This is a genomic window from Cupriavidus sp. JZ107, from assembly GCF_053903255.1.
The window spans coordinates 1912853-1932349 of sequence record NZ_CP096481.1; the positions used below are offsets into that span (position 1 = coordinate 1912853).

Below are 19497 nucleotides of genomic sequence, written 5' to 3' on the forward strand. Positions count from 1 at the left end.
CGCGGCCGCACCGCCCTGAAGCCGTGCAGCCGCGCATCACCGGCATCGCGCATGGCGCGGCGCTCGCCGGTCCGTCGCTGACGTTAGTCGATATGGTAGTTCGGTGCTTCCTTGGTGATCTGCACGTCGTGGACATGCGACTCGCGCATGCCGGCGGCGGTGATCTGCACGAACTGGGCGGTCTCGTGCCATTCGGCGATCGAGCTGCTGCCGCAATAACCCATCGACGCGCGCACGCCGCCGGTCAGCTGGTGGATGATGGCCATCACCGAGCCCTTGTAGGGCACGCGGCCTTCGATGCCTTCGGGGACCAGCTTGTCGACGTTGGCGGTGTTGTCTTCCTGGAAGTAGCGGTCCGCCGCGCCGTCCTTCATCGCGCCGACCGAGCCCATGCCGCGGTAGCTCTTGAACGAGCGGCCCTGATACAGGAACACTTCGCCCGGTGCCTCCTCGGTGCCCGAGAACATGCCGCCCATCATCACGGTATGGGCGCCGGCGGCCAGCGCCTTGGCGATATCGCCGGAATAGCGCACGCCGCCATCGGCGATCAGGGGCACGCCGGTACCGGCCAGCGCCTCCGCCACGTTCGACACCGCGGTGATCTGCGGCACGCCGACGCCGGCGACGATACGCGTGGTGCAGATCGAGCCCGGGCCGATGCCGACCTTGACGCCATCGGCGCCATGCTCGACCAGCGCGCGGGCGGCTTCGCCGGTGGCGATGTTGCCGCCGATCACCTGCACGTGCGGGAAGTTGTCCTTGACCCAGCGCACGCGGTTCAGCACGCCCTGGCTATGACCGTGGGCGGTGTCGACCACGATCACGTCGACGCCGGCCTTGACCAGCAGCTCGACACGCTCGTCGTTGTCCGGGCCGACGCCGACCGCCGCGCCGACGCGCAGCTGGCCGTGGTCGTCCTTGCTCGCCAGCGGGTGTTCGACCGCCTTCTGGATGTCCTTGACGGTGATCAGGCCGCGCAGTTCGAAGGCCTCGTTGACGACCAGCACGCGCTCCAGGCGGTGGCGGTTCATCAGGCGCTTGGCCTCGTCCAGGCTGGCGCCCTCGGCCACCGTGACCAGCTTCTCGCGCGGCGTCATCTTGGCGCGCACCGGGGCGTCGAGTTCTTCCTCGAAGCGCAGGTCGCGGTTGGTGATGATGCCGACGACGGTCTTGCCTTCCAGCACCGGGAAGCCCGAAATGCCGTGTTGCTGCGACAGCGCGATCACGTCGCGGATCTTCATGTCCGGCGAAATGGTGATCGGATCACGCAGCACGCCCGATTCGTAGCGCTTGACGCGCGCCACTTCCCGCGCCTGGTCGGCCGGCTTCAGGTTCTTGTGAACGATGCCGATGCCGCCCGCCTGTGCCATGGCGATGGCCAGACGCGCCTCCGTCACGGTATCCATGGCGGCGGAAACCAGCGGAATGTTCAATTCGATCGAGCGGGTCAGGCGGGTGCGGAGGGAGACATCCCGGGGGAGGACGGCCGAATAGGCCGGGACGAGCAGCACATCATCGAACGTGAGTGCTTTCTGGACAAGACGCATAGCGATTCCTCTAGGCGCAAAATCGAATTATACAGGAACCGCCCCTTTCATGATGGGCGCGTGCTCGGAATCTGCCTGGCCAATGCTATCCTTTGAGGCTTTTCTGAGCGGAGGCGCGTCCAGCGCGGCAAAACGGATGGGGATCGGCGTACTGTGCGGCCTGCTGGCCGGCGCGTTCTGGGGCATGGTGTTCATCGCGCCCAAGCTGCTGCCGGTGTTTTCGCCGTGGGAGCTGGCGATCGGCCGCTACCTGGCCTACGGGCTGGTCGCCGCGATCGCCGCGGCGCCGCTGATGCGCCGCATCGCCCGCAAGCTGACCCGCGCCGACTGCATCGCCCTGCTGCGCCAGGCCTTCACCGGCAACCTGCTGTACTACGTGCTGCTGGCCTTCGGCGTGCAGCTGGCCGGCGTCGGCCCGACCTCGCTGATCATCGGCATCCTGCCGATTTCCGTCACGGTGATGGGCCGGCGCGACCACGGCGCGGTGCCGCTGTCGCGGCTGCTGCTGCCGCTGCTGGTGGTCGCGGTCGGCATCGCCTGCATCAACCTGGACCTGTTCGCCGGCGGCGGCCACGGCGCCCATGGCGCGGCCGCCGCCGAAGCAGCGCGGCCGGTCTGGCAGAAGCTGGCCGGCGTGGTCTGCGCGGCGGGCGCGCTGGTCTGCTGGACGCTGTACGCGGTCGACAATGCCCGCTACCTGCAGCGCAATCCGCAATACAGCGGCAACGAATGGTCGGCGCTGTACGGGCTGTCGACCGGCATCGTCTCCGCGCTGCTGGCGCTGATCGGCTGGCTGCTGTTCCGCGACGTGCTGACCGCCCCGGGCAGCGGGCGCGACTGGCAATGGTTCTGGTGGGTCAATGCGGCGGTGGCGCTGGGCGCCTCGCTGATCGGCAACAACCTGTGGAATATCGCCAGCCGGCGGCTGCCGCTGACGCTGTCGGGCCAGATGATCGTGTTCGAGACGCTGTTCGCGCTGGCCTACGGCTTCCTCTACGAGCAGCGCTGGCCGCGCGGCCTCGAACTGGCGGCCATCGTGCTGCTGATGATCGGCGTGGCTTGGTCGGTGCGGCTGCATGCCGGCGACAAGCGCGCGGCGCCAGCGGCGGACGAGCCGGCGAACGCGGAAGCCATCGAAGCGACCGCAGCCACCGCGGCCACCGAGCCTGGCCAGGCGGGCAAGCGGCCGGCCTGACGCGCCGATCGACGGCTCAGCGGTCCCCGGCCTCGCTGTCGCCGCCGCCGCGCATCCACTTCTGCCCTTCGCGCGTGCCGGCCTCGCGCGCCTTCTGCACGCGGCGGCGCCGCGCGGTCTTGGGATCGGCCACCAGGGGCCGGTAGAGCTCGATGCGGTCACCCGCGCGCACCACCGTCTCCAGCGTCTTCAGCTTGCCGAAGATGCCGACGCGCAGCGTCGCCGGATCGAGCTCCGGATGGGCCGACAGCACGCCGCTGGCCTCGATCGCCGCGGCGATCGTGGCGCCGGCGGGCAGTTCGATTTCCTTCAGGAAGACCGTGTCCGGCTTCGCGTGGCAGACGGCCACGCGCACGGTGGCCACCTCCTGCCCAGCCGTTTCAGCTGTTTCAGCTGTTGCCATAGACGACCTCGGCGCGCTTGACGAAGGCGTCGACGAAGGTATTCGCGATCATGCTGAACACCGGCCCGATGATCTTCTCGAGGATGATGCTGGAGAACTCGTAATGCAGATGGAATTCGATCTTGCAGGCGTCCTCGCGCAGCGGAATGAAATTCCAGTAGCCGTTGAAGGTCTTGAACGGACCATCGGCGAAATTCATGTCGATGCGGGTCGGCCGATGCTGCGTATTGCGGGTATGGAAATACTGCTTGATGCCGTTGAAATGGATATGCAGCTTGGCGTCGAGCAACGTCTCGGTCTGCTCGAACACTTCCACGCCGCCGCACCAGGGCAGGAACTTGGGGTAGTCCTCGACGCGCGTGACCAGGTCGTACATTCGCTCGGCCGAATAACCGAGCAGCACGGTTTTATGGACGTCTGCCATGAGTTGACGATTCTGGGCCGATGGCTGTCCACGGGCGACAACCGGGGCCGGTCTGTTTGCTAGAATCCGGATTTTAGCCGACGCGCGCCTGCCCTGGCGCACGCTCCGGCCGGGACGCCGGCATCTAGCCCGGCGCCAGTCATCGTACCAGCGGCCGCCACCGGCGTCCGCCGAACCGGCGGGGCCGCACGACGGCGCCGCCGCACCCTACCATCCACCACCACGCATGACCATCGCAGACAACAAGAAGGCCTTCTTCGACTATTTCATCGAGGAGCGATACGAAGCCGGCATCGTGCTCGAAGGCTGGGAGGTCAAGGCGATTCGCGCCGGGCGCGTGCAGATCAAGGAAGGCTATGTGGTGGTGCGCGACGCCGAGCTGTTCCTGATCGGCGCGCATATCAGCCCGCTGCAGAGCGCCTCCACGCACGTCAAGCCGGACCCCGTGCGCACGCGCAAGCTGCTGCTCAAGGCCGACGAGATCCGCAAGCTGATCGGCAAGGTCGAGCAGCGCGGCTATACGCTGGTGCCGCTGAACCTGCATTACACGCGCGGCCGCGTCAAATGCGAGATTGGCCTGGCCAAGGGCAAGAAGCTGTTCGACAAGCGCGAGACCGAGAAGGATCGCGACTGGCAGCGCGAAAAGGCGCGGATCATCAAGAGCGGCGGCAAGGAATAACGCCCCCGCTGCGCCAGGCTGTCATTCCCGCGAATGCGGGAATCCAGCGTCTTTCAGGGGTGGTTCAAAGCCGCTGGGTCCCCGCCTCCGCGGGGACGACGGGACACCAAGCGCGATCGCTCAGCCCGCGCCCTTCTGGCTTTTGACGATCTGCAGCGCCGACGCGACCATCGAGCTCATTTCGCCGAGATTGCCCGGCACGATCAGCGTATTGCCGGTCTTGGCCAGATTGCCGAAGGCGCCGACATATTCCTCGGCGACCTTCAGATTGACCGCTTCGACACCGCCCTCGGCGCGAATCGCGCGCCCGATCTTCTCGATCGCCTGCGCATTGGCCTCGGCCACGGCCAGGATCGCGGCGGCCTCGCCCTGCGCCTTGTTGATCGCGGCCTGGCGTTCACCCTCGGATTGCTGGATCGCCGCCTCGCGCGCGCCCGAGGCCAGGTTGATCTGTTCCTGCCGGCGGCCTTCGGAGGCCGCGATCAGCGCCCGCTTCTCGCGCTCGGCCGTGATCTGCGCCTGCATCGCGTGCAGGATTTCCTTCGGCGGGGTCAGGTCCTTGATCTCGTAGCGCAGCACCTTGACGCCCCAGTTCGACGCCGCCTCGTCCAGCGCATTGACGATGCTGTGATTGATGAACTCGCGCTCCTCGAAGGTCTTGTCGAGTTCCAGCTTGCCGATCACCGAGCGCAGCGTGGTCTGCGCCAGCTGCGTGATCGCGACGACGAAGTTGCTCGAGCCGTACGACGCCTTCATCGGGTCGGTGACCTGGAAGTACAGCACACCGTCGACCTGCAGCTGCGTGTTGTCCTTGGTGATGCAGACCTGGCTGGGCACGTCGAGCGGGATTTCCTTCAGGATGTGCTTGTAGGCCACGCGGTCGATGAACGGCAGCACCACGTTGAGCCCGGGCGTCAGCGTCGCGCGGTATTTGCCCAGGCGCTCCAGCACCCAGGCGTGCTGCTGCGGCACGATCTTGAAGCTCTGCGCGAGCAGCACGATCACGGCGATCAGGACCAGGAGAGGCAGCACGCTGCCGGCGACATCTAGCATGGGGACTCCATCGGTTGTTGCAGGGAAAAGGACAGAAGGACAAAGGAAGGAAGCCGCGCGCGGCTTTGCGCCCACGGCAGGCCGTGCCACGGCCTGCACGAGGCGGCGCGGCTCCGCGCCGGCGACAGGCTAGCGCGGCACCACGACCAGCGTGTTACCGCGGACCTCGACGATGCGATAGCGGCCCGGCAAGGCCTCGCCGGGCGCGCCCAGTTCGACCTGCCACTGCGCGCCCCGGTACGGCACACGCGCGCGGCGATCGGCGCCCCAGGCCGGCACATCGAGCTCCTGGCCGATATCGAGGTTGACGTTCGGATCGGTGGCAGCCGCACCCCGCCGCGCGCGGCCATAGCGCGAGCGCCGCAGCGCCGCGAAGCCCACCAGCGCGATCACCGCCGCGACGCCGAATTGCGCCGCGATACCCAACCCCGACAGCGCCGCGATGCCCGCGGCGACGGCCGCCAGCGCGACCATCAGCAGATACAGCGTCAGGCTGGCCAGTTCGGCGATGACCAGCAGTACCGCAAGGCCGAACCAGATGTGGTAGTCCGCCATGGCGATTCACCCCTCGATCTCGTTGTTGCTGTTTTAGTTCTGATCCGCAGGCGCGGGCCTCTTGTGTCGACCGCGGCCGCGCCCTGCCAAAGCGAAAAACCCCCGCGGCGCCGAAGCACCTGCGGGGGCATGGCCACGCCCTACCGAGGTAGGGCGCAGCGGACGGCACCGAGCCTGTCGTCGTTTCAAATTACGACGCCAGCTGCCGCCACGTGTCGATCACCGAATCGGGATTCAGCGAGATCGACTTGATGCCTTCCTTGGCCAGCCACGCGGCGAAGTCCGGATGGTCCGACGGGCCCTGGCCGCAGATGCCGACATACTTGTTCAGCCGCAGCGCGGTCGAGATCGCGCGCGACAGCATGAAGCGCACCGCGGGGTCGCGCTCGTCGAAGTCCTTGGCCAGCAGTTCCATGCCCGAATCGCGGTCCAGGCCCAGCGTCAGCTGCGTCAGGTCGTTCGAGCCGATCGAGAAGCCGTCGAAGTACTGCAGGAACTCCTCGGCCAGGATCGCGTTGGACGGCACCTCGCACATCATGATCACGCGCAGGCCGTTCTCGCCGCGCTTCAGGCCGTGCTTGGCCAGCAGGTCGATGACCTTCTCGGCCTGGCCCAGCGTGCGCACGAACGGCACCATGATCTCGACGTTGGTCAGGCCCATTTCGTCGCGCACGCGCTTCATGGCCTTGCATTCCATCTCGAACGCTTCGGCGAAGTCCTCGGCGATATAGCGCGAGGCGCCGCGGAAACCCAGCATCGGGTTTTCCTCGTCCGGCTCGTAGCGTGAACCGCCGATCAGCTTCTTGTACTCGTTGGACTTGAAGTCCGACAGGCGCACGATCACCGGCTTCGGATAGAAGGCGGCGCCGATCGTGGCGATGCCCTCGGCCAGCTTGTCGATGTAGAACGCGCGCGGGCTGGCATGGCCGCGGGCCACGCTCTCGACCGCCTTCTTCAGGTCGGAGTCGACCTGCGGATAGTCGAGGATGGCCTTCGGGTGGACGCCGATGTTGTTGTTGATGATGAATTCGAGACGGGCCAGACCCACGCCGCTGTTCGGGATCTGCGCGAAGTCGAAGGCCAGCTGCGGATTGCCGACGTTCATCATGATCTTGACGTCGAGCTCCGGCATCTCGCCGCGCTGCACCTCGGTGACCTCGGTCTCCAGCAGGCCATCGTAGATGCGGCCCTCGTCGCCCTCGGCGCACGAGACGGTGACCAGCGTGCCGTCCTTCAGCACATCGGTGGCGTCGCCGCAGCCGACCACGGCCGGCACGCCCAGCTCACGCGCGATGATCGCCGCGTGGCAGGTGCGGCCGCCGCGGTTGGTCACGATGGCCGAGGCGCGCTTCATCACCGGTTCCCAGTTCGGGTCGGTCATGTCGGCGACCAGCACGTCGCCGGGCTGCACGCGCTCCATCTCGCTGGGGTCGTTGATCACGCGGACCGGACCGGTGCCGATCTTCTGGCCGATCGCGCGGCCGGTGGCCAGCACCGCGGACGTGCCCTTGAGCTTGAAGCGCTGCTCGGCCTTGCCGGCCGACTGGCTCTTCACGGTCTCCGGACGCGCCTGCAGGATGTAGATCTTGCCGTCCTTGCCGTCCTTGCCCCACTCGATGTCCATCGGGCGGCCGTAATGCTTCTCGATGATCATCGCGTAGCGCGCCAGCTCGCTGACGTCCTCGTCGGTGATCGAGTAGCGGTTGCGCAGTTCGCTCGGCACGTCGACGGTCTTGACGCGGCCGGCTTCGCCCGGCGCGGTGAATTCCATCTTGATCAGCTTCGAGCCGATCGAGCGGCGGATGATCGGATACTTGCCGGCCTGCAGCGTCGGCTTGAACACGTAGAACTCGTCCGGATTGACCGCGCCCTGCACCACCGTTTCGCCCAGGCCGTAGCTGGAGGTGATGAAGACCACGTCGGGGAAGCCCGATTCGGTGTCGATCGTGAACATCACGCCCGACGCGGCCAGGTCCGAACGGACCATGCGCTGCACGCCGGCCGACAGCGCCACCACATCGTGGGCGAAGCCCTTGTGCACGCGGTACGAGATCGCGCGGTCGTTGTACAGCGAGGCGAACACGTGCTTGATCTTGTCAAGCACGTCGTCGATGCCGCTGACGTTCAGGTAGGACTCCTGCTGGCCGGCGAACGAGGCGTCGGGCAGGTCTTCGGCGGTCGCCGACGAGCGCACCGCGAACGAGGCTTCCGCACCCTCGCGCTCCGCGACGCGTGCGTAGTGTTCGCGGATTTCCTGCTCCAGGCGCGGCTGGAACGGTGCGGTGGCGACCCAGTTGCGGATCTCGGCGCCGGCCTCGGCCAGCGCCTTGACGTCGTCGACGTCGAGCGCCTTCAGGCGGTCGGAGATGCGTTGGGTCAGGTTGTTGTGGGCGATGAAGTCGCGGAAGGCCAGCGCGGTGGTGGCGAAGCCGCCGGGCACGCGCACGCCGGCGCCTGCCAGCTGGGAGATCATTTCGCCGAGCGACGAATTCTTGCCCCCCACCACTTCCACATCCGCCATGCGCAGCTGCTCGAACGGCAGCACGTAGGCGCCGTCATTTGCCAGGTTGGTCATAAAAGCCTCAAAACAAAGTAGGAAACCTGTCGCTCACGCCGGAATGTCGTTGGAGTTCTGCTACCGGGCGGATCGCTTTGCTAAACAATCCGGGCGCCTGGGAATGGCGGAATGCTGTCGAGCCCATTTGTCGACAATCCCGCGCCGAATCGTCCCGCGCGTGGCGCGCCGTGCAATTGCTTAGCGAAAAGATCGCCGCTATTCTACCGTGCCGCACCGCACTTTCGCGTGCGGCAGGCCCCAAAATAATTGTTCAGACATGGATTCCCCCGCCGCGCCGCGCGCCGACAAGCCGGCCGTCCGCACCGTATTTATCGTCTCGGACGGCACCGGGATCACCGCCGAAACCTTCAGTCATTCGATCCTGGCCCAGTTCGAGATGCGCTTTCGAAAGGTGCGAATGCCCTTTATCGATACGCCGGAAAAGGCGCATATGGCGGTCGGCAAGATCAACGAGGCCTTCTATGCCGAAGGGGTCCCGCCGATCGTCTTCACCACGCTGGTCAATGCCGAGTCGAACAAGGCGCTGCGCCGCGCCAAGGGCATGATCCTGGACATGTTCCAGACCTTTATCGAGCCGCTCGAAAAGGAATTGGGGCTGAAATCGACCCATGCGATCGGACGCTTTCACCAGAATGCGGATACCGAGGCGTACAAGAACCGCATCGAGGCGATCAATTTCTCGCTGGCCCACGACGACGGCCAGTCGCACAAGAATCTGGCCGAGGCCGACGTGATCCTGGTGGGCGTGTCGCGCAGCGGCAAGACGCCGACCAGCCTGTACCTGGCGATGCAATATGGGCTGAAGGCGGCCAATTACCCGCTGATTCCGGACGATTTCGAACGCGGCAAGCTGCCGTCGGCGCTGTACGATTTCAAGGCGAAGATCTTCGGCCTGTCGATCGATCCGCAGCGTCTGTCCGAGATCCGCAATGAGCGCCGGCCCGGCAGCAAATACGCGTCGCTGGAAAATTGCCGCTACGAGGTCAATGAAGCGGAGATCATGATGCGGCGCGAAGGGATCAAATGGCTGTCGTCGACGCACAAGTCGATCGAGGAAATCGCCACGACGATCCTGCAGGAGATCAAGGTCGATCGGGACAATTATTGAGGGGCGTTTCCTTCGCTGGCCCCCCTCCCTGGTTTCTCCCGTCTCCCGCCGGGCGGGAGACGGGAGCGGGATGCCGGTCTACGAGACCTGTCGCGGGCGAGAGCCCTACCCCCGCCGCTGCCGTACCGCCTCGAACAGGCACACCGCGGTAGCCGCGGCCACGTTCAGCGATTCGAGGCCGCCGGGCTGCGGAATGCCGACCGTGCGCTGCACGTGCGCCATCCATTCCGCGCTGACCCCTGCCCCTTCGTTGCCGACCACCCAGCCGACCGGCCCACGCAGGTCCGTGTCGAACAGCGCGGCATCCGCGTGCGACGAGGTGGCCAGCAGCGGCACCGCCAGCCGCGGCGCCAGCATCTCGACCGTGCAGTGCTCGACGATATTCAGGTGGAAGTTGGCGCCCATCGCGGCGCGCAGCGTCTTGGTCGACCACGCGAACGCGCAGCCGGTACCGAGGAACGCATGCTGGATGCCGGCCGCCGCGGCGCTGCGCAGGATCGAGCCGACGTTGCCGGCGTCCTGCACGCCGTCCAGCACGATGCAGTCGGTGTCGATGCTGGCCGGCAGATGGCCCGCCGGGGTGTCGATCACCAGCATCAGGTCGATGCCGTTGACCACGCCGGTGATCTGCGCGAACAGCGCGTCGGCCAGCACCACGATGCGCTGATCGTCGATGCGGGCCAGCAGCGCGGCGACCTCGGGATGGTCGAGATGGCGCTCCGACACCACGCAGCTGACCGGCTGGCCCAGCGCGGCCAGATAGGCGTCGGCCAGATGGACCCCGTCGAGCACCGATTGCCCGGCCTTGCGCCGTTGATGGGTCGAGCCGGTCAGGGCCTTCAGATGCTTGAACAGCGCGTTGTCGCGCGAGCTGACGTGCTTCACGTTAATCCACGTTGTTCTACGTTATGCCGCAAGGATGCAGCGGCTCAGGACAGTGCCGGCCCGGGGCTGATGGCCGCGCCGATGGCGTCCTCGATCGCATCGAGCGCATCGAAGGCATCGATGGTCTCGGCCAGTTCGTCCGGCGAAGGCCCCAAGCCCGCCGCGGCGCCATCCAGCGCGCCGGCCGGCAGCAAGGCGTCGGGCCCGAGCGGTCCACGCACCAGCGCCTCGCGCACCGGCGCGAACGAGCGGCGGTGATGCGGCGTGGCGCCGAAGCGCGCCAGCGCCAGCAGATGCTGCGGCGTGCCGTAGCCGACGTGGCTGTCGAAACCGTACTCGGGAAATTGGGCGTGCAACGCGACCAGTTCGCGATCGCGCGCGACCTTGGCAAGGATCGATGCGGCGGAAATCGCCTGCACGGTGGCATCGCCCTTGATCACCGCCTCGACCGGATACGGCACGTGCGGACAGCGGTTGCCGTCGACCTGCACCAGGTCCGGTGCGATGCCGCAGGCGGCGACGCCGTGCACCGCGCGCTGCATCGCCAGCATCGTCGCGTGCAGGATGTTCAGCGTGTCGATTTCCTCGACCGTGGCGAAGGCGATATGCCAGGCCAGCGCGCGCGAGCAGATTTCGTCGAACAGCGCCTCGCGCCGGGCCGCGGTCAGGATCTTGGAGTCTGCCAGGCCCTCGATCGGCCGGGCCGGATCGAGCACCACCGCCGCGGCGAACACCGGGCCGGCCAGCGGCCCGCGTCCGGCCTCGTCGACGCCGCACAGCCGCTGCGCCATCGCGGCGGCAGGCGACAGCGACAGGCCCAGCTGCGCCTCGGCGGCGGCCGCGCGGGCGGCCTTGCCCGCCCTGCCCGCCTTGGCGGCCGTCGTCTTGCCGCCCTTCCCGCTGGCGACACCGGCGGCGGTGGCGGGCTTGCGCGCAGGCAGCCGCGCCATCAGCCGGCCCTCCGGCTGCGCAGCAGATCGACCACCACGTCGGCGGCGATATCGGCGGTATTGCGGCGCAGGGTCTGGTGCATCTGCGTGAAGTGCTCGTACAGGAAGGCGGTGTTGTCCTGGTCGTTCAGCTGCAGCAGCGTCTCGCGCGCCAGCGCCTCGGGCGTGGCGTCGTCCTGCAGCAGCTCGGGAACGACGAAGCGTCCCGACAGGATATTCGGCAGCCCGACATAGGGCAAATAGCCCTGCCGCTTCATGATCTGCGCGGTCAGCCAGGGCACCTTGTACGAGATCACCATCGGCTTCTTGTACAGCGCCGCCTCCAGCGTCGCGGTGCCGCTGGCCAGCAGCACCACGTCGGCCGCCTCCATCGCCAGATGCGACTGGCCGTCGACGATGGTCACGTCGAGTTCAGGATACTCGCTGGCATGCGATTCGATCACGGCCCGCAGCGACGCATTGGCCGCCGGCACCACGAAGGCCAGCGCGTTGTCCATCTGCCGCATCTGGTCCATCGCGGCGAAGAACGTCGCGCCCAGGTGCCGGACTTCGGACTGCCGGCTGCCCGGCAGCACCGCGACCACGCGGCGCCCCGCCGGCAGGCCCAGCTTCGCGCGCGCGCCTTCGACGTCGGGCACCATCGGAATCACGTCGGCCAGCGGGTGGCCGACATAGGTCGCGGCAATGCCGGCCTTGGCGTAGATCTCCGGCTCGAACGGGAACAGGCAGAGGATATGGTCGACGGCCTTCGCGATGGTGCGGATGCGCCCGCCCCGCCAGGCCCAGATCGAGGGGCTGACGAAGTGGACCACCGGAATGCCGGCGCGGCGCAGCGGCACTTCCAGGCCGAAGTTGAAGTCCGGCGCGTCGACGCCGATGAAGCACAGCGGCGGATCGGCCAGCAGGCGGTCGCGGATCGCGCGCCGCGTCGCCAGAATCTCGCGCAGCGAGCCCAGCACCTCGACATAGCCGTTGACCGACAGCGTCTCCATCGGCCAATGCGAGACAAAGCCCTGGGACATCATGCGGGCCCCGCCGATGCCCGAGTAGGACACCGCGTCGCCGAGCCGGGCTTGCAGCCCCGACAACAGCAGCGAGGCCAGCAGATCGCCCGAGGCCTCGCCGGCCACCATCGCGATCTCGCCACGCAATCCGGGCAGCGCCGACGGCGCGGCGGCGGCCTGGGGTTCGATGACCGGAATCGGCTGCATTTTCGCGTCGGCCATGGCGACGCCGGGCTTCAGCGCACGATGCCGCGCTTGGTCGCGGCGATGAATTCGAGGAAGGCGCGCAGCGGCACGGCGGTGCTCGCGTCGGCCTGGGCCAGCATCTGGCCGATCTCGGCCTGGGCCTGGTCAAAGCCCAGGTCCGACTTGTACAGCAGCTTGTAGGCCTGGCGCAGCGCGGCGATCTGGCCGGCATCGAAACCGCGCCGGCGCAGCCCTTCGACGTTGATGCCGTGCGGCGTGGCCTTGTTGCCGTTCTTGTCGCTGGCCGCGATCACGAACGGCGGCACGTCCTGCACCAGCGCCGAGGCGCCGCCCAGCATCGCGTGGTCGCCGATGCGCACGAACTGGTGCACCCCGCTCATGCCGCCGAGGATGGCCCAGTCGCCGACCTGCACGTGGCCGGCGATCTGCGCATTGCTCGAGAACACGGTGTGGTTGCCGACGCGGCAATCGTGCGCGATATGCACGTACGCCATGATCCAGTTGTCGTTGCCGATGCTGGTCAGGCCCTCGTCCTGCACCGTGCCGGTATGGATCGTCGTGAATTCGCGGATGCGGTTGCGGTCGCCGATCACCAGCCGGGTCGGCTCGTCGCGGTACTTCATGTCCTGCGGCGCGCCGCCGACCGACGCGTACGGTCCGATGCGGTTGTCCGCGCCGACGGTGGTGTGGCCTTCGATCGTGGTGTGCGAACCGATCACGGTACCGCTGCCGATCCGTACATGGGGACCGACGATGGAAAACGGTCCGACGCTGACGTCGGCCGCCAGTTCGGCCTTCGGGTCGACCAGGGCGGTGGGATGGATTTGCGTCATGCGTGAAAGTCCTATCGATCTTGTGGTGGGCGGCGCGCCCGCGTTCGCTTCTACGTTCGCGGGCGCCGCGTCAAGACGGCGCCTGGCGCCGTGGCGTCAGGCGTCGGCCTGCTTGACGGTGCACATCAGCTCGGCCTCGCAGGCGACCTTGTCGTCGACGGTCGCGTGGGCCTTGAATTTCCAGATGCCGCGGATATAGCGTTCGACCGAGACATGCATATGCAGCTGGTCGCCGGGGTAGACGACCTGCTTGAAGCGGGCGCCGTCGATGCCGACGAAGTAGTACAGCGAGCCTTCCTTGCGCTCCATGTCCGCGCCGAAGGTCAGCAGGCCGGCCGACTGCGCCAGCGCCTCCAGGATCATCACGCCCGGCATCACCGGCGCGCCGGGGAAATGGCCCTGGAAGTACGGCTCGTTGATGGTGACGTTCTTCAGCGTCTTGATCCGTTTCTGCGGTTCGAATTCGAGCACGCGATCCACCAGCAGGATCGGATAGCGATGCGGCAACAGCTTCAGGATCTGGCGGATGTCGATGTCGGTGGCGGTCATGATGATTTCTCTTCCGTATTCTTTGTCGTGGCGTCCGGGCCCTGCCCGCGCAGGCGCTTCTCCAGCTGCACCACACGTTCGCGCAGCTTCGACAGCCCCCGCACGATGGCGGCGTTGCGCTCCCAGTCGCCATGCGGCAGGAAGGGAAACACGCTGGTGAAATGCTGGCCCGGCTTCGCGATCGATTTGGTGATCGAGGTCCCGCCCGATACCGTGGTGCGATCGGCGATCTGCAGATGGCCGGCGAAATTGGCCGAGCCGCCGATCACGCAGAAGCGGCCTACCTTGGTGCTGCCCGCGATCGCGGCGCAGCCGGCGATCACGGTATGGGCGCCGACGCGCACGTTATGCGCGATCTGGACCTGATTATCGATCTTGCAGCCGTCCTCGACCACGGTATCGCCCATCGCGCCGCGGTCGATCGCGGTGTTGGCGCCGATCTCGACATCGTCGCCGAGCACGGCGCGGCCGGTCTGCGGAATCTTGACGTATTCGACGCCGTCGGGGCGAATGTCCGGCGCAAAACCGAAACCGTCGGCCCCGATCACCGCGCCGCTGTGGACGATGCAGCGCTGCCCGACCACGCAGCCGTGGTAGATCGACACGTTGGCGTACAGCAGCGTATCGTCGCCGACCTGCGCGCCCGCGCCGATATAGGTATTGGCCAGCACGCGCACGCGCTCGCCGAGCCGGGCGCCGGCTTCGATCACGACATTGGGGCCGATATAGCAGGAGGCGGGCACCACCGCATCATCCGCGACGCTGGCGCGCGGATCGATGCCGGTGCGCGGGTCGTGGTTGGCGGCGCGGTCGAATTGCTGCGCGATGCGCGCGAAGCAGACATAGGGATTGCGCGCGACCAGCCAGTTGCGGCCGTCGGCGCGGCCCTGCTCGCGAATGCGGTCGAGGTCGGCCGGCGAGACGATCACCGCGGTGGCCGACGAGGTCAGTGCCTGCGGCAGATACAGCGGATTGGACAGGAAGGACAGCTGCCCTTCCCCTGCCTGATCGAGCGGCGCGAGGCCGCGCACGGCCAGCGTGGGATCACCCACAACTTGCGCGCCGGTGTCCGTGGCGAGCTGACCCAGTGTGGGTGTCTTCATCGCGGTACTTCCTGGAACGACGAACGCGGACGGCTTACTTGCCGCCGGCGTTCAGGGCCTTCATCACATCGTCGGTGATGTCGATGCGCGGATTGACGTAGACGGCTTCCTGCACGATCAGGTCGTACTTGCGCTGCTCGGCCAGTTGCCGGATCACGCGGTTGGCGCGCTCGAGCACCTGCGCCAGTTCCTCGTTGCGGCGCTGGTTCAGGTCCTCGCGGAATTCGCGCTGCTTGCGCTGGAATTCGCGGTCCAGGTCGGCCAGCTCGCGCTGGCGGCGCTGGCGGTCGGCGTCCGCCAGCACGGCGGTGTCCTTGTCGAGCCGGTCGGCCATGCCCTTGATCTTCTGGGCCATGTCCTGCAGCTCGCGGTCGCGCTTGGAGAACTCCTGCTCCAGCTTGACCTGGGCCTGCTTGGCCGGCTGCGAATCGCGCAGGATGCGTTCGGAATTGACGGCGGCAATGCGGGTTTCCTGCGCGCCGGCGGGCGCGGCCACCGTCAGCGCGGCCGCCGCTGCGGCGGCGACGGCGAACGACTGGATGATGCGGGTTGTATTTTTCATGAATCGACCTCTGTCAGAACGCGGTACCGATCTGGAACTGGAAGCGCTGGGTGCGGTCGCCCTCTTCGCGCTTGAGCGGGAAGCCCACGCTGACCTTCAGCGGACCGATCGGCGACAGCCACGACAGGCCGAGACCGGTCGAATACCGCAGGTCGCTGAAGCGCGGCGCCTCGCCTTCCTGGTACACGTTACCGAAATCAAAGAACGTAAAGAGCCGCAGCGTGCGGTCCACGCCGGAGCCCGGCAGCGGGAAGATGAACTCGACGTTGCCGATCACCTTCGACGCGCCACCGATCGGGTTGCCGTTCTGGTCCTTCGGGCCCAGCGTGCTGGTCTGGTAGCCGCGCACCGAGCCGATACCGCCGGCGTAGAAGTACTTGAAGACCGGGAAGTCCTTGCCGGCATAGCCGTGACCGTAGGCGATTTCGCCGTTGAACGCCAGCGTGAACGCCTTCGACAGCGGATAGTAGTACTGCTGCTGCAGCGTGGCGCGGTAGTACTGCGTGTCGCCGATGCCGGGCAGGCCGACTTCAAGGTTGGCCTGCGTGTACGGGCCCTTGGTCGGGATCAGCGCGCTGTCGCGGCGGTCGCGCGCCCAGCCGATCGTGAACGGGAAGTTGTTGGTGACGTCGCCGTTCTCGCGCACCCAGCGCTGGTACTGGATCGGCGTGTTGTTCGACACCGTCAGCTCGGTCCGCTCGTAGCCGATGCCGAAGAACACCGTGTCGTTCTCGGAGAACGGCACGCCGAACTTGAAGCCGCCGCCGGTCGACACGATCCGGTAGTCCTGGTCGCCGATGTAGTACAGCGGGCGCGAGGTCCGGTAGTAGATGTCGGTGGAGCGGCTGATGCCGTCGACGGTGAAATACGGGTCGTACTGCGTCAGGGCAATCGTGCGGAACGACTTCGCGGTGTTGACGTCCAGGCCCAGACTGGTACCCGAACCGAACACGTTGTCCTGGCGCAGGCCGGCCTGCAGCACGAGCTTGTCGGTCGACGAGAAGCCCATGCCCAGGCTGATCTGGCCGGTCGGCTTCTCGGTGACGTTGACGTTCACATCGACCTGGTCGGGCGCGCCGGGCACGTCCTCGGTGGTGATGTTGGTGTCGGTGAAGTAGCCGGTGCGGTTGATGCGGGCCTGCGATTGCGTCAGCTTCTCGCTGTCGAACCACGAGCTTTCCATCTGGCGCATCTCGCGGCGCACCACCTCGTCACGCGTCTTGCTGTTGCCGACCACGTTGACGCGGCGCACGTAGACGCGGCGGCCCGGGTCGACCATCAGCGTCAGCGCGACCTCGCGCTTCTCGCGGTCGATCTGCGGCTGCGGATTGATCGTCGTGAACGCATAGCCGTAGGTGCCCATCAGGTCGGTGATGGCCTTGGTGCTCTGCGTCAGCTTTTCCGACGAGAAGATGTCGCCCTTCTTCAGGGTCAGCAGCTTCTCCATTTCTTCCTGCTTGCCGAGCAGCTCGCCCGCCAGGCGGATGTCGGACACCTTGTACTGGTCGCCTTCCTTGATGTTCAGCGTCAGGTAGATGTCCTTCTTGTCCGGCGTGATCGACACCTGGGTCGATTCGATCGCGAACTCGAGATAGCCGCGGTTCAGGTAGAACGAGCGCAGCGCCTCGAGGTCGGCCGTCAGCTTCTGCTTCGAGTACAGGTCGTTCTTGGTGTACCAGGACAGCCAGTTCGGCGTCGACAGCTGCATCTCGTCGCGCAGCGTGCCTTCCTTGAAGGCCTTGTTGCCGACGATATTGATCTGCCGGATCTTGGCGATCGGGCCTTCGTCGACGTTGAACACGACCGAGACGCGATTGCGGTCCACCGGCGTGATCGTCGTCTGCACCTCGGCCGCGTAGTAACCGCGCGCGACGTACTGGCGCTTCAGTTCCTGCTCGGCCTTGTCGATCAGCGCGCGGTCGTAGTAGCGCGCCTCGGCCACGCCGACGGCCCGCAGCGAACGGCGCAGCGTGTCCTTGTCGAATTCCTTGATGCCAACGAACTCGAGCTGCGAGATGGCCGGGCGTTCCTCGACATGGACCACCAGCACGCCGTCCTCGGCGCGGATCTGTACGTCCTTGAAGAAGCCGGTGTTGTAGAGCGCGCGGATCGCGTCGGCGCCCTTGTCGTCGGTGAAGGTCTCGCCTACCTTGACTGGCAGATAGCCGAAGACCGTACCGGGTTCGACCCGTTGCAGCCCTTCTACCCGAATATCCCTGACCACAAACGGATCCGCGGCCCAGCCCGCCGGTGCCCAGGCCGCGATGATGGCACTCGCCAGCATGCTAAGCGAGATGCGCTTATGTCTGATCAATCTTGATCCCCTCTTTGATTCCATGCAGGATTGGGCTCTGATGCTTCGCCGGGCGGCCTCGCGACGAGGTCCGCAACGGTCGCCGTGGCCGGTGCCGCGGCACGCCGCTACGTCGTTGCGCACCGGATTCTAGCTGCGCGCGAGAAACAGGCGGCTGACGTCGTTGAACAAGGCGAGCGAAGTCAGGAGCAAGATGCAGGCAATGCCGACCTTCTGCAGCACAGCCTGCCAGTGGTCTGGAACGGGCCTGCCAGTCAAAAATTCAACGCAATAATACAGCAAATGCCCCCCGTCCAATACCGGAATGGGTAACAAATTCAATACGCCGAGGCTGACGCTGACCAGCGCCAGGAAGCCGACGAACGGTTGCCAGCCGAGGTTCGCGGCCTTGCCCGCGTAATCGGCGACGGTCAGCGGACCGCTGAGGTTCTGCAGCGAAGCCTGGCCGATCAGCATGCGGCCGAGCAGCTTGAGCGACAGCACGCTGGTGTCCCATACCTGCTGTCCGGCACGGGCCAGCGCCTGCAGCGGGGCATCGCGCACGGTCTCCATCTGCACGGCCTGCGTCAGCGCCGCGCCGAGCTTGCCGGCGGTCGCCGCCTTGCCGCCGCCCTCCTTCGTCTTCTGCTGCGCCCCTTCGCTGTCGTCCGGCACCGCGTCGACCTTGACCGGCACCTGCAGCGTGCTGCCTTCGCGCTCGATCGACAGCGTCGCCTGCGCGCCCGGATTGGCGCGCACCGCGCGGATCAGCTGATCGGCCTGGCGGATCGGCTCGCCCTGCCACGCCAGCACACGGTCGCCGGCGCGCAGGCCGGCGCGTTCGGCGGCCGAATCGGGCAGCACCTCGCGGATCGTCACCGGCCCGCCCTTGAGCGCGAGCCCCAGCGTGGCCAGCGGATCGCGCTCGGGATCGCCGCCGGTGCTGGGCAGCCGCGCGATGGTCAGGTCGCGTTCGGCGCCGTCGGCACCGCGCACGCGCAGCACCGCGCCGGCGCCGTCGAATCCCTGCGCCATCACGGCCATGCGCAGGTCGTTCCACGAGCGCACCGTCTCGGTCTCGTCGTTGGCGGTCAGCGAGAGTACGCGGTCGCCGTCGCGCACGCCGGCCTGGGCCGCGGCGGTACCGGCCACCGGGGTTGCCAGCACCGGCGCTGGCTCCTGCATGCCGCCGGCGAACAGCGTGAAATACAGCACGATCGCCAGCAGGAAGTTGGCGACCGGCCCGGCCGCGACGATGGCGATGCGCTTGCCGACCGGCTGCCGGTTGAAGGCGCGCGGCAGGTCGGCGGGGTCGTAGGGAGGGTCGCGCTCGGGATCGCGTTCGCGCTCGTCGAGCATCTTGACGTAGCCGCCCAGCGGAATCGCCGCGAGCGTCCATTCGGTGCGATCTCGGTGGCGCGATACCCAGCGCAGCAGCGGACGGCCGAAGCCGATCGAGAAGCGCAGCACCTTGACGCCGCACGCGCGCGCGGCCAGGTAGTGGCCCATCTCGTGCACGTAGATCAGGATGCCGAGCGCAACGATGAAGGCGAGAATGGTCTGCATGGC

18 protein-coding genes are annotated in these 19497 nt (G+C 66.9%); 3 read left to right on the top strand and 15 right to left on the bottom strand.

Annotation, left to right across the window (positions count from 1 at the left end):
• Positions 1-83: 83 nt before the first annotated feature.
• The gene (gene guaB / locus M1D55_RS18075) at positions 84-1547 is read right to left on the bottom strand and encodes an IMP dehydrogenase (RefSeq protein WP_006575929.1); all 1464 of its coding nucleotides are present in this window, start codon (positions 1545-1547) and stop codon (positions 84-86) included.
• Between the two features lie 136 nt (positions 1548-1683).
• Between guaB and M1D55_RS18080 the strand changes: the two genes are divergently transcribed.
• Positions 1684-2742, top strand: a complete 1059-nt coding sequence (locus M1D55_RS18080) for a DMT family transporter (protein ID WP_082928687.1) — start codon at positions 1684-1686, stop codon at positions 2740-2742.
• A gap of 16 nt (positions 2743-2758) precedes the next feature.
• On the opposite strand, the gene M1D55_RS18085 is transcribed toward M1D55_RS18080, so the two are convergent.
• Together M1D55_RS18085 and M1D55_RS18090 are read right to left on the bottom strand one after the other, a co-directional pair.
• On the bottom strand, positions 2759-3145 hold the full coding sequence (locus M1D55_RS18085) for an RnfH family protein (RefSeq protein ID WP_064577105.1): 387 nt from the start codon (positions 3143-3145) through the stop codon (positions 2759-2761).
• A complete protein-coding gene (locus M1D55_RS18090; protein ID WP_006579355.1) occupies positions 3132-3569 on the bottom strand; it encodes a type II toxin-antitoxin system RatA family toxin in 438 nt (145 codons plus the stop codon). The genes M1D55_RS18085 and M1D55_RS18090 overlap by 14 nt, the downstream gene beginning before the upstream one ends.
• 226 nt (positions 3570-3795) lie before the next feature.
• Here M1D55_RS18090 and smpB point away from each other — a divergent pair, with 226 nt between their 5' ends.
• The gene (gene smpB / locus M1D55_RS18095) at positions 3796-4248 is read left to right on the top strand and encodes an SsrA-binding protein SmpB (RefSeq protein WP_006579356.1); all 453 of its coding nucleotides are present in this window, start codon (positions 3796-3798) and stop codon (positions 4246-4248) included.
• Positions 4249-4368: 120 nt separating this feature from the next.
• Here smpB and M1D55_RS18100 read toward each other — a convergent pair whose 3' ends face one another.
• From M1D55_RS18100 to ppsA, 3 genes are all read right to left on the bottom strand, one after another.
• A complete protein-coding gene (locus tag M1D55_RS18100; protein WP_064577106.1) occupies positions 4369-5301 on the bottom strand; it encodes an SPFH domain-containing protein in 933 nt (310 codons plus the stop codon).
• 129 nt (positions 5302-5430) lie between these two features.
• Positions 5431-5856, bottom strand: coding sequence for an NfeD family protein (locus M1D55_RS18105; RefSeq protein ID WP_064577107.1), 426 nt, complete (start codon positions 5854-5856; stop codon positions 5431-5433).
• Positions 5857-6046: 190 nt separating this feature from the next.
• On the bottom strand, positions 6047-8431 hold the full coding sequence (gene ppsA / locus M1D55_RS18110) for a phosphoenolpyruvate synthase (RefSeq protein WP_006576530.1): 2385 nt from the start codon (positions 8429-8431) through the stop codon (positions 6047-6049).
• A 259-nt stretch (positions 8432-8690) separates the two neighbouring features.
• Here ppsA and ppsR point away from each other — a divergent pair, with 259 nt between their 5' ends.
• Positions 8691-9542, top strand: a complete 852-nt coding sequence (gene ppsR / locus M1D55_RS18115; RefSeq protein WP_064577108.1) for a posphoenolpyruvate synthetase regulatory kinase/phosphorylase PpsR — start codon at positions 8691-8693, stop codon at positions 9540-9542.
• 105 nt (positions 9543-9647) lie between these two features.
• On the opposite strand, the gene M1D55_RS18120 is transcribed toward ppsR, so the two are convergent.
• The 9 genes from M1D55_RS18120 to rseP all read right to left on the bottom strand — a co-directional run bounded on the left by M1D55_RS18120 (position 9648) and on the right by rseP (position 19494).
• Positions 9648-10427: a TrmH family RNA methyltransferase gene (locus M1D55_RS18120; protein ID WP_006576532.1), complete on the bottom strand. Its 780-nt coding sequence runs from the start codon at positions 10425-10427 to the stop codon at positions 9648-9650.
• A gap of 44 nt (positions 10428-10471) precedes the next feature.
• Positions 10472-11218: a ribonuclease HII gene (rnhB, locus tag M1D55_RS18125; RefSeq protein WP_083492605.1), complete on the bottom strand. Its 747-nt coding sequence runs from the start codon at positions 11216-11218 to the stop codon at positions 10472-10474.
• Positions 11219-11376: 158 nt separating this feature from the next.
• Entirely contained in the window at positions 11377-12510 is a 1134-nt protein-coding gene (lpxB, locus tag M1D55_RS18130) for a lipid-A-disaccharide synthase (RefSeq protein WP_231906596.1), read from the bottom strand.
• Positions 12511-12617: 107 nt separating this feature from the next.
• Positions 12618-13421 carry an acyl-ACP--UDP-N-acetylglucosamine O-acyltransferase gene (gene lpxA, locus M1D55_RS18135; protein ID WP_023264058.1) on the bottom strand — a complete coding sequence of 268 codons (804 nt, stop codon included), beginning with the start codon at positions 13419-13421 and terminating at the stop codon, positions 12618-12620.
• A gap of 96 nt (positions 13422-13517) precedes the next feature.
• Complete coding sequence (fabZ, locus tag M1D55_RS18140; protein ID WP_006577561.1) at positions 13518-13970, bottom strand: 3-hydroxyacyl-ACP dehydratase FabZ; 453 nt, start codon at positions 13968-13970, stop codon at positions 13518-13520.
• Complete coding sequence (gene lpxD / locus M1D55_RS18145; RefSeq protein ID WP_456281470.1) at positions 13967-15073, bottom strand: UDP-3-O-(3-hydroxymyristoyl)glucosamine N-acyltransferase; 1107 nt, start codon at positions 15071-15073, stop codon at positions 13967-13969. The genes fabZ and lpxD overlap by 4 nt, the downstream gene beginning before the upstream one ends.
• Before the next feature lie 34 nt (positions 15074-15107).
• The gene (locus tag M1D55_RS18150; protein WP_006577559.1) at positions 15108-15635 is read right to left on the bottom strand and encodes an OmpH family outer membrane protein; all 528 of its coding nucleotides are present in this window, start codon (positions 15633-15635) and stop codon (positions 15108-15110) included.
• A gap of 13 nt (positions 15636-15648) precedes the next feature.
• Entirely contained in the window at positions 15649-17949 is a 2301-nt protein-coding gene (bamA, locus tag M1D55_RS18155; protein WP_043438778.1) for an outer membrane protein assembly factor BamA, read from the bottom strand.
• Between the two features lie 129 nt (positions 17950-18078).
• Positions 18079-19494 (bottom strand): RIP metalloprotease RseP, encoded by a 1416-nt coding sequence (gene rseP, locus M1D55_RS18160; protein WP_064577109.1) that lies wholly within the window; start codon positions 19492-19494, stop codon positions 18079-18081.
• Between the last annotated feature and the right edge of the window lie 3 nt (positions 19495-19497).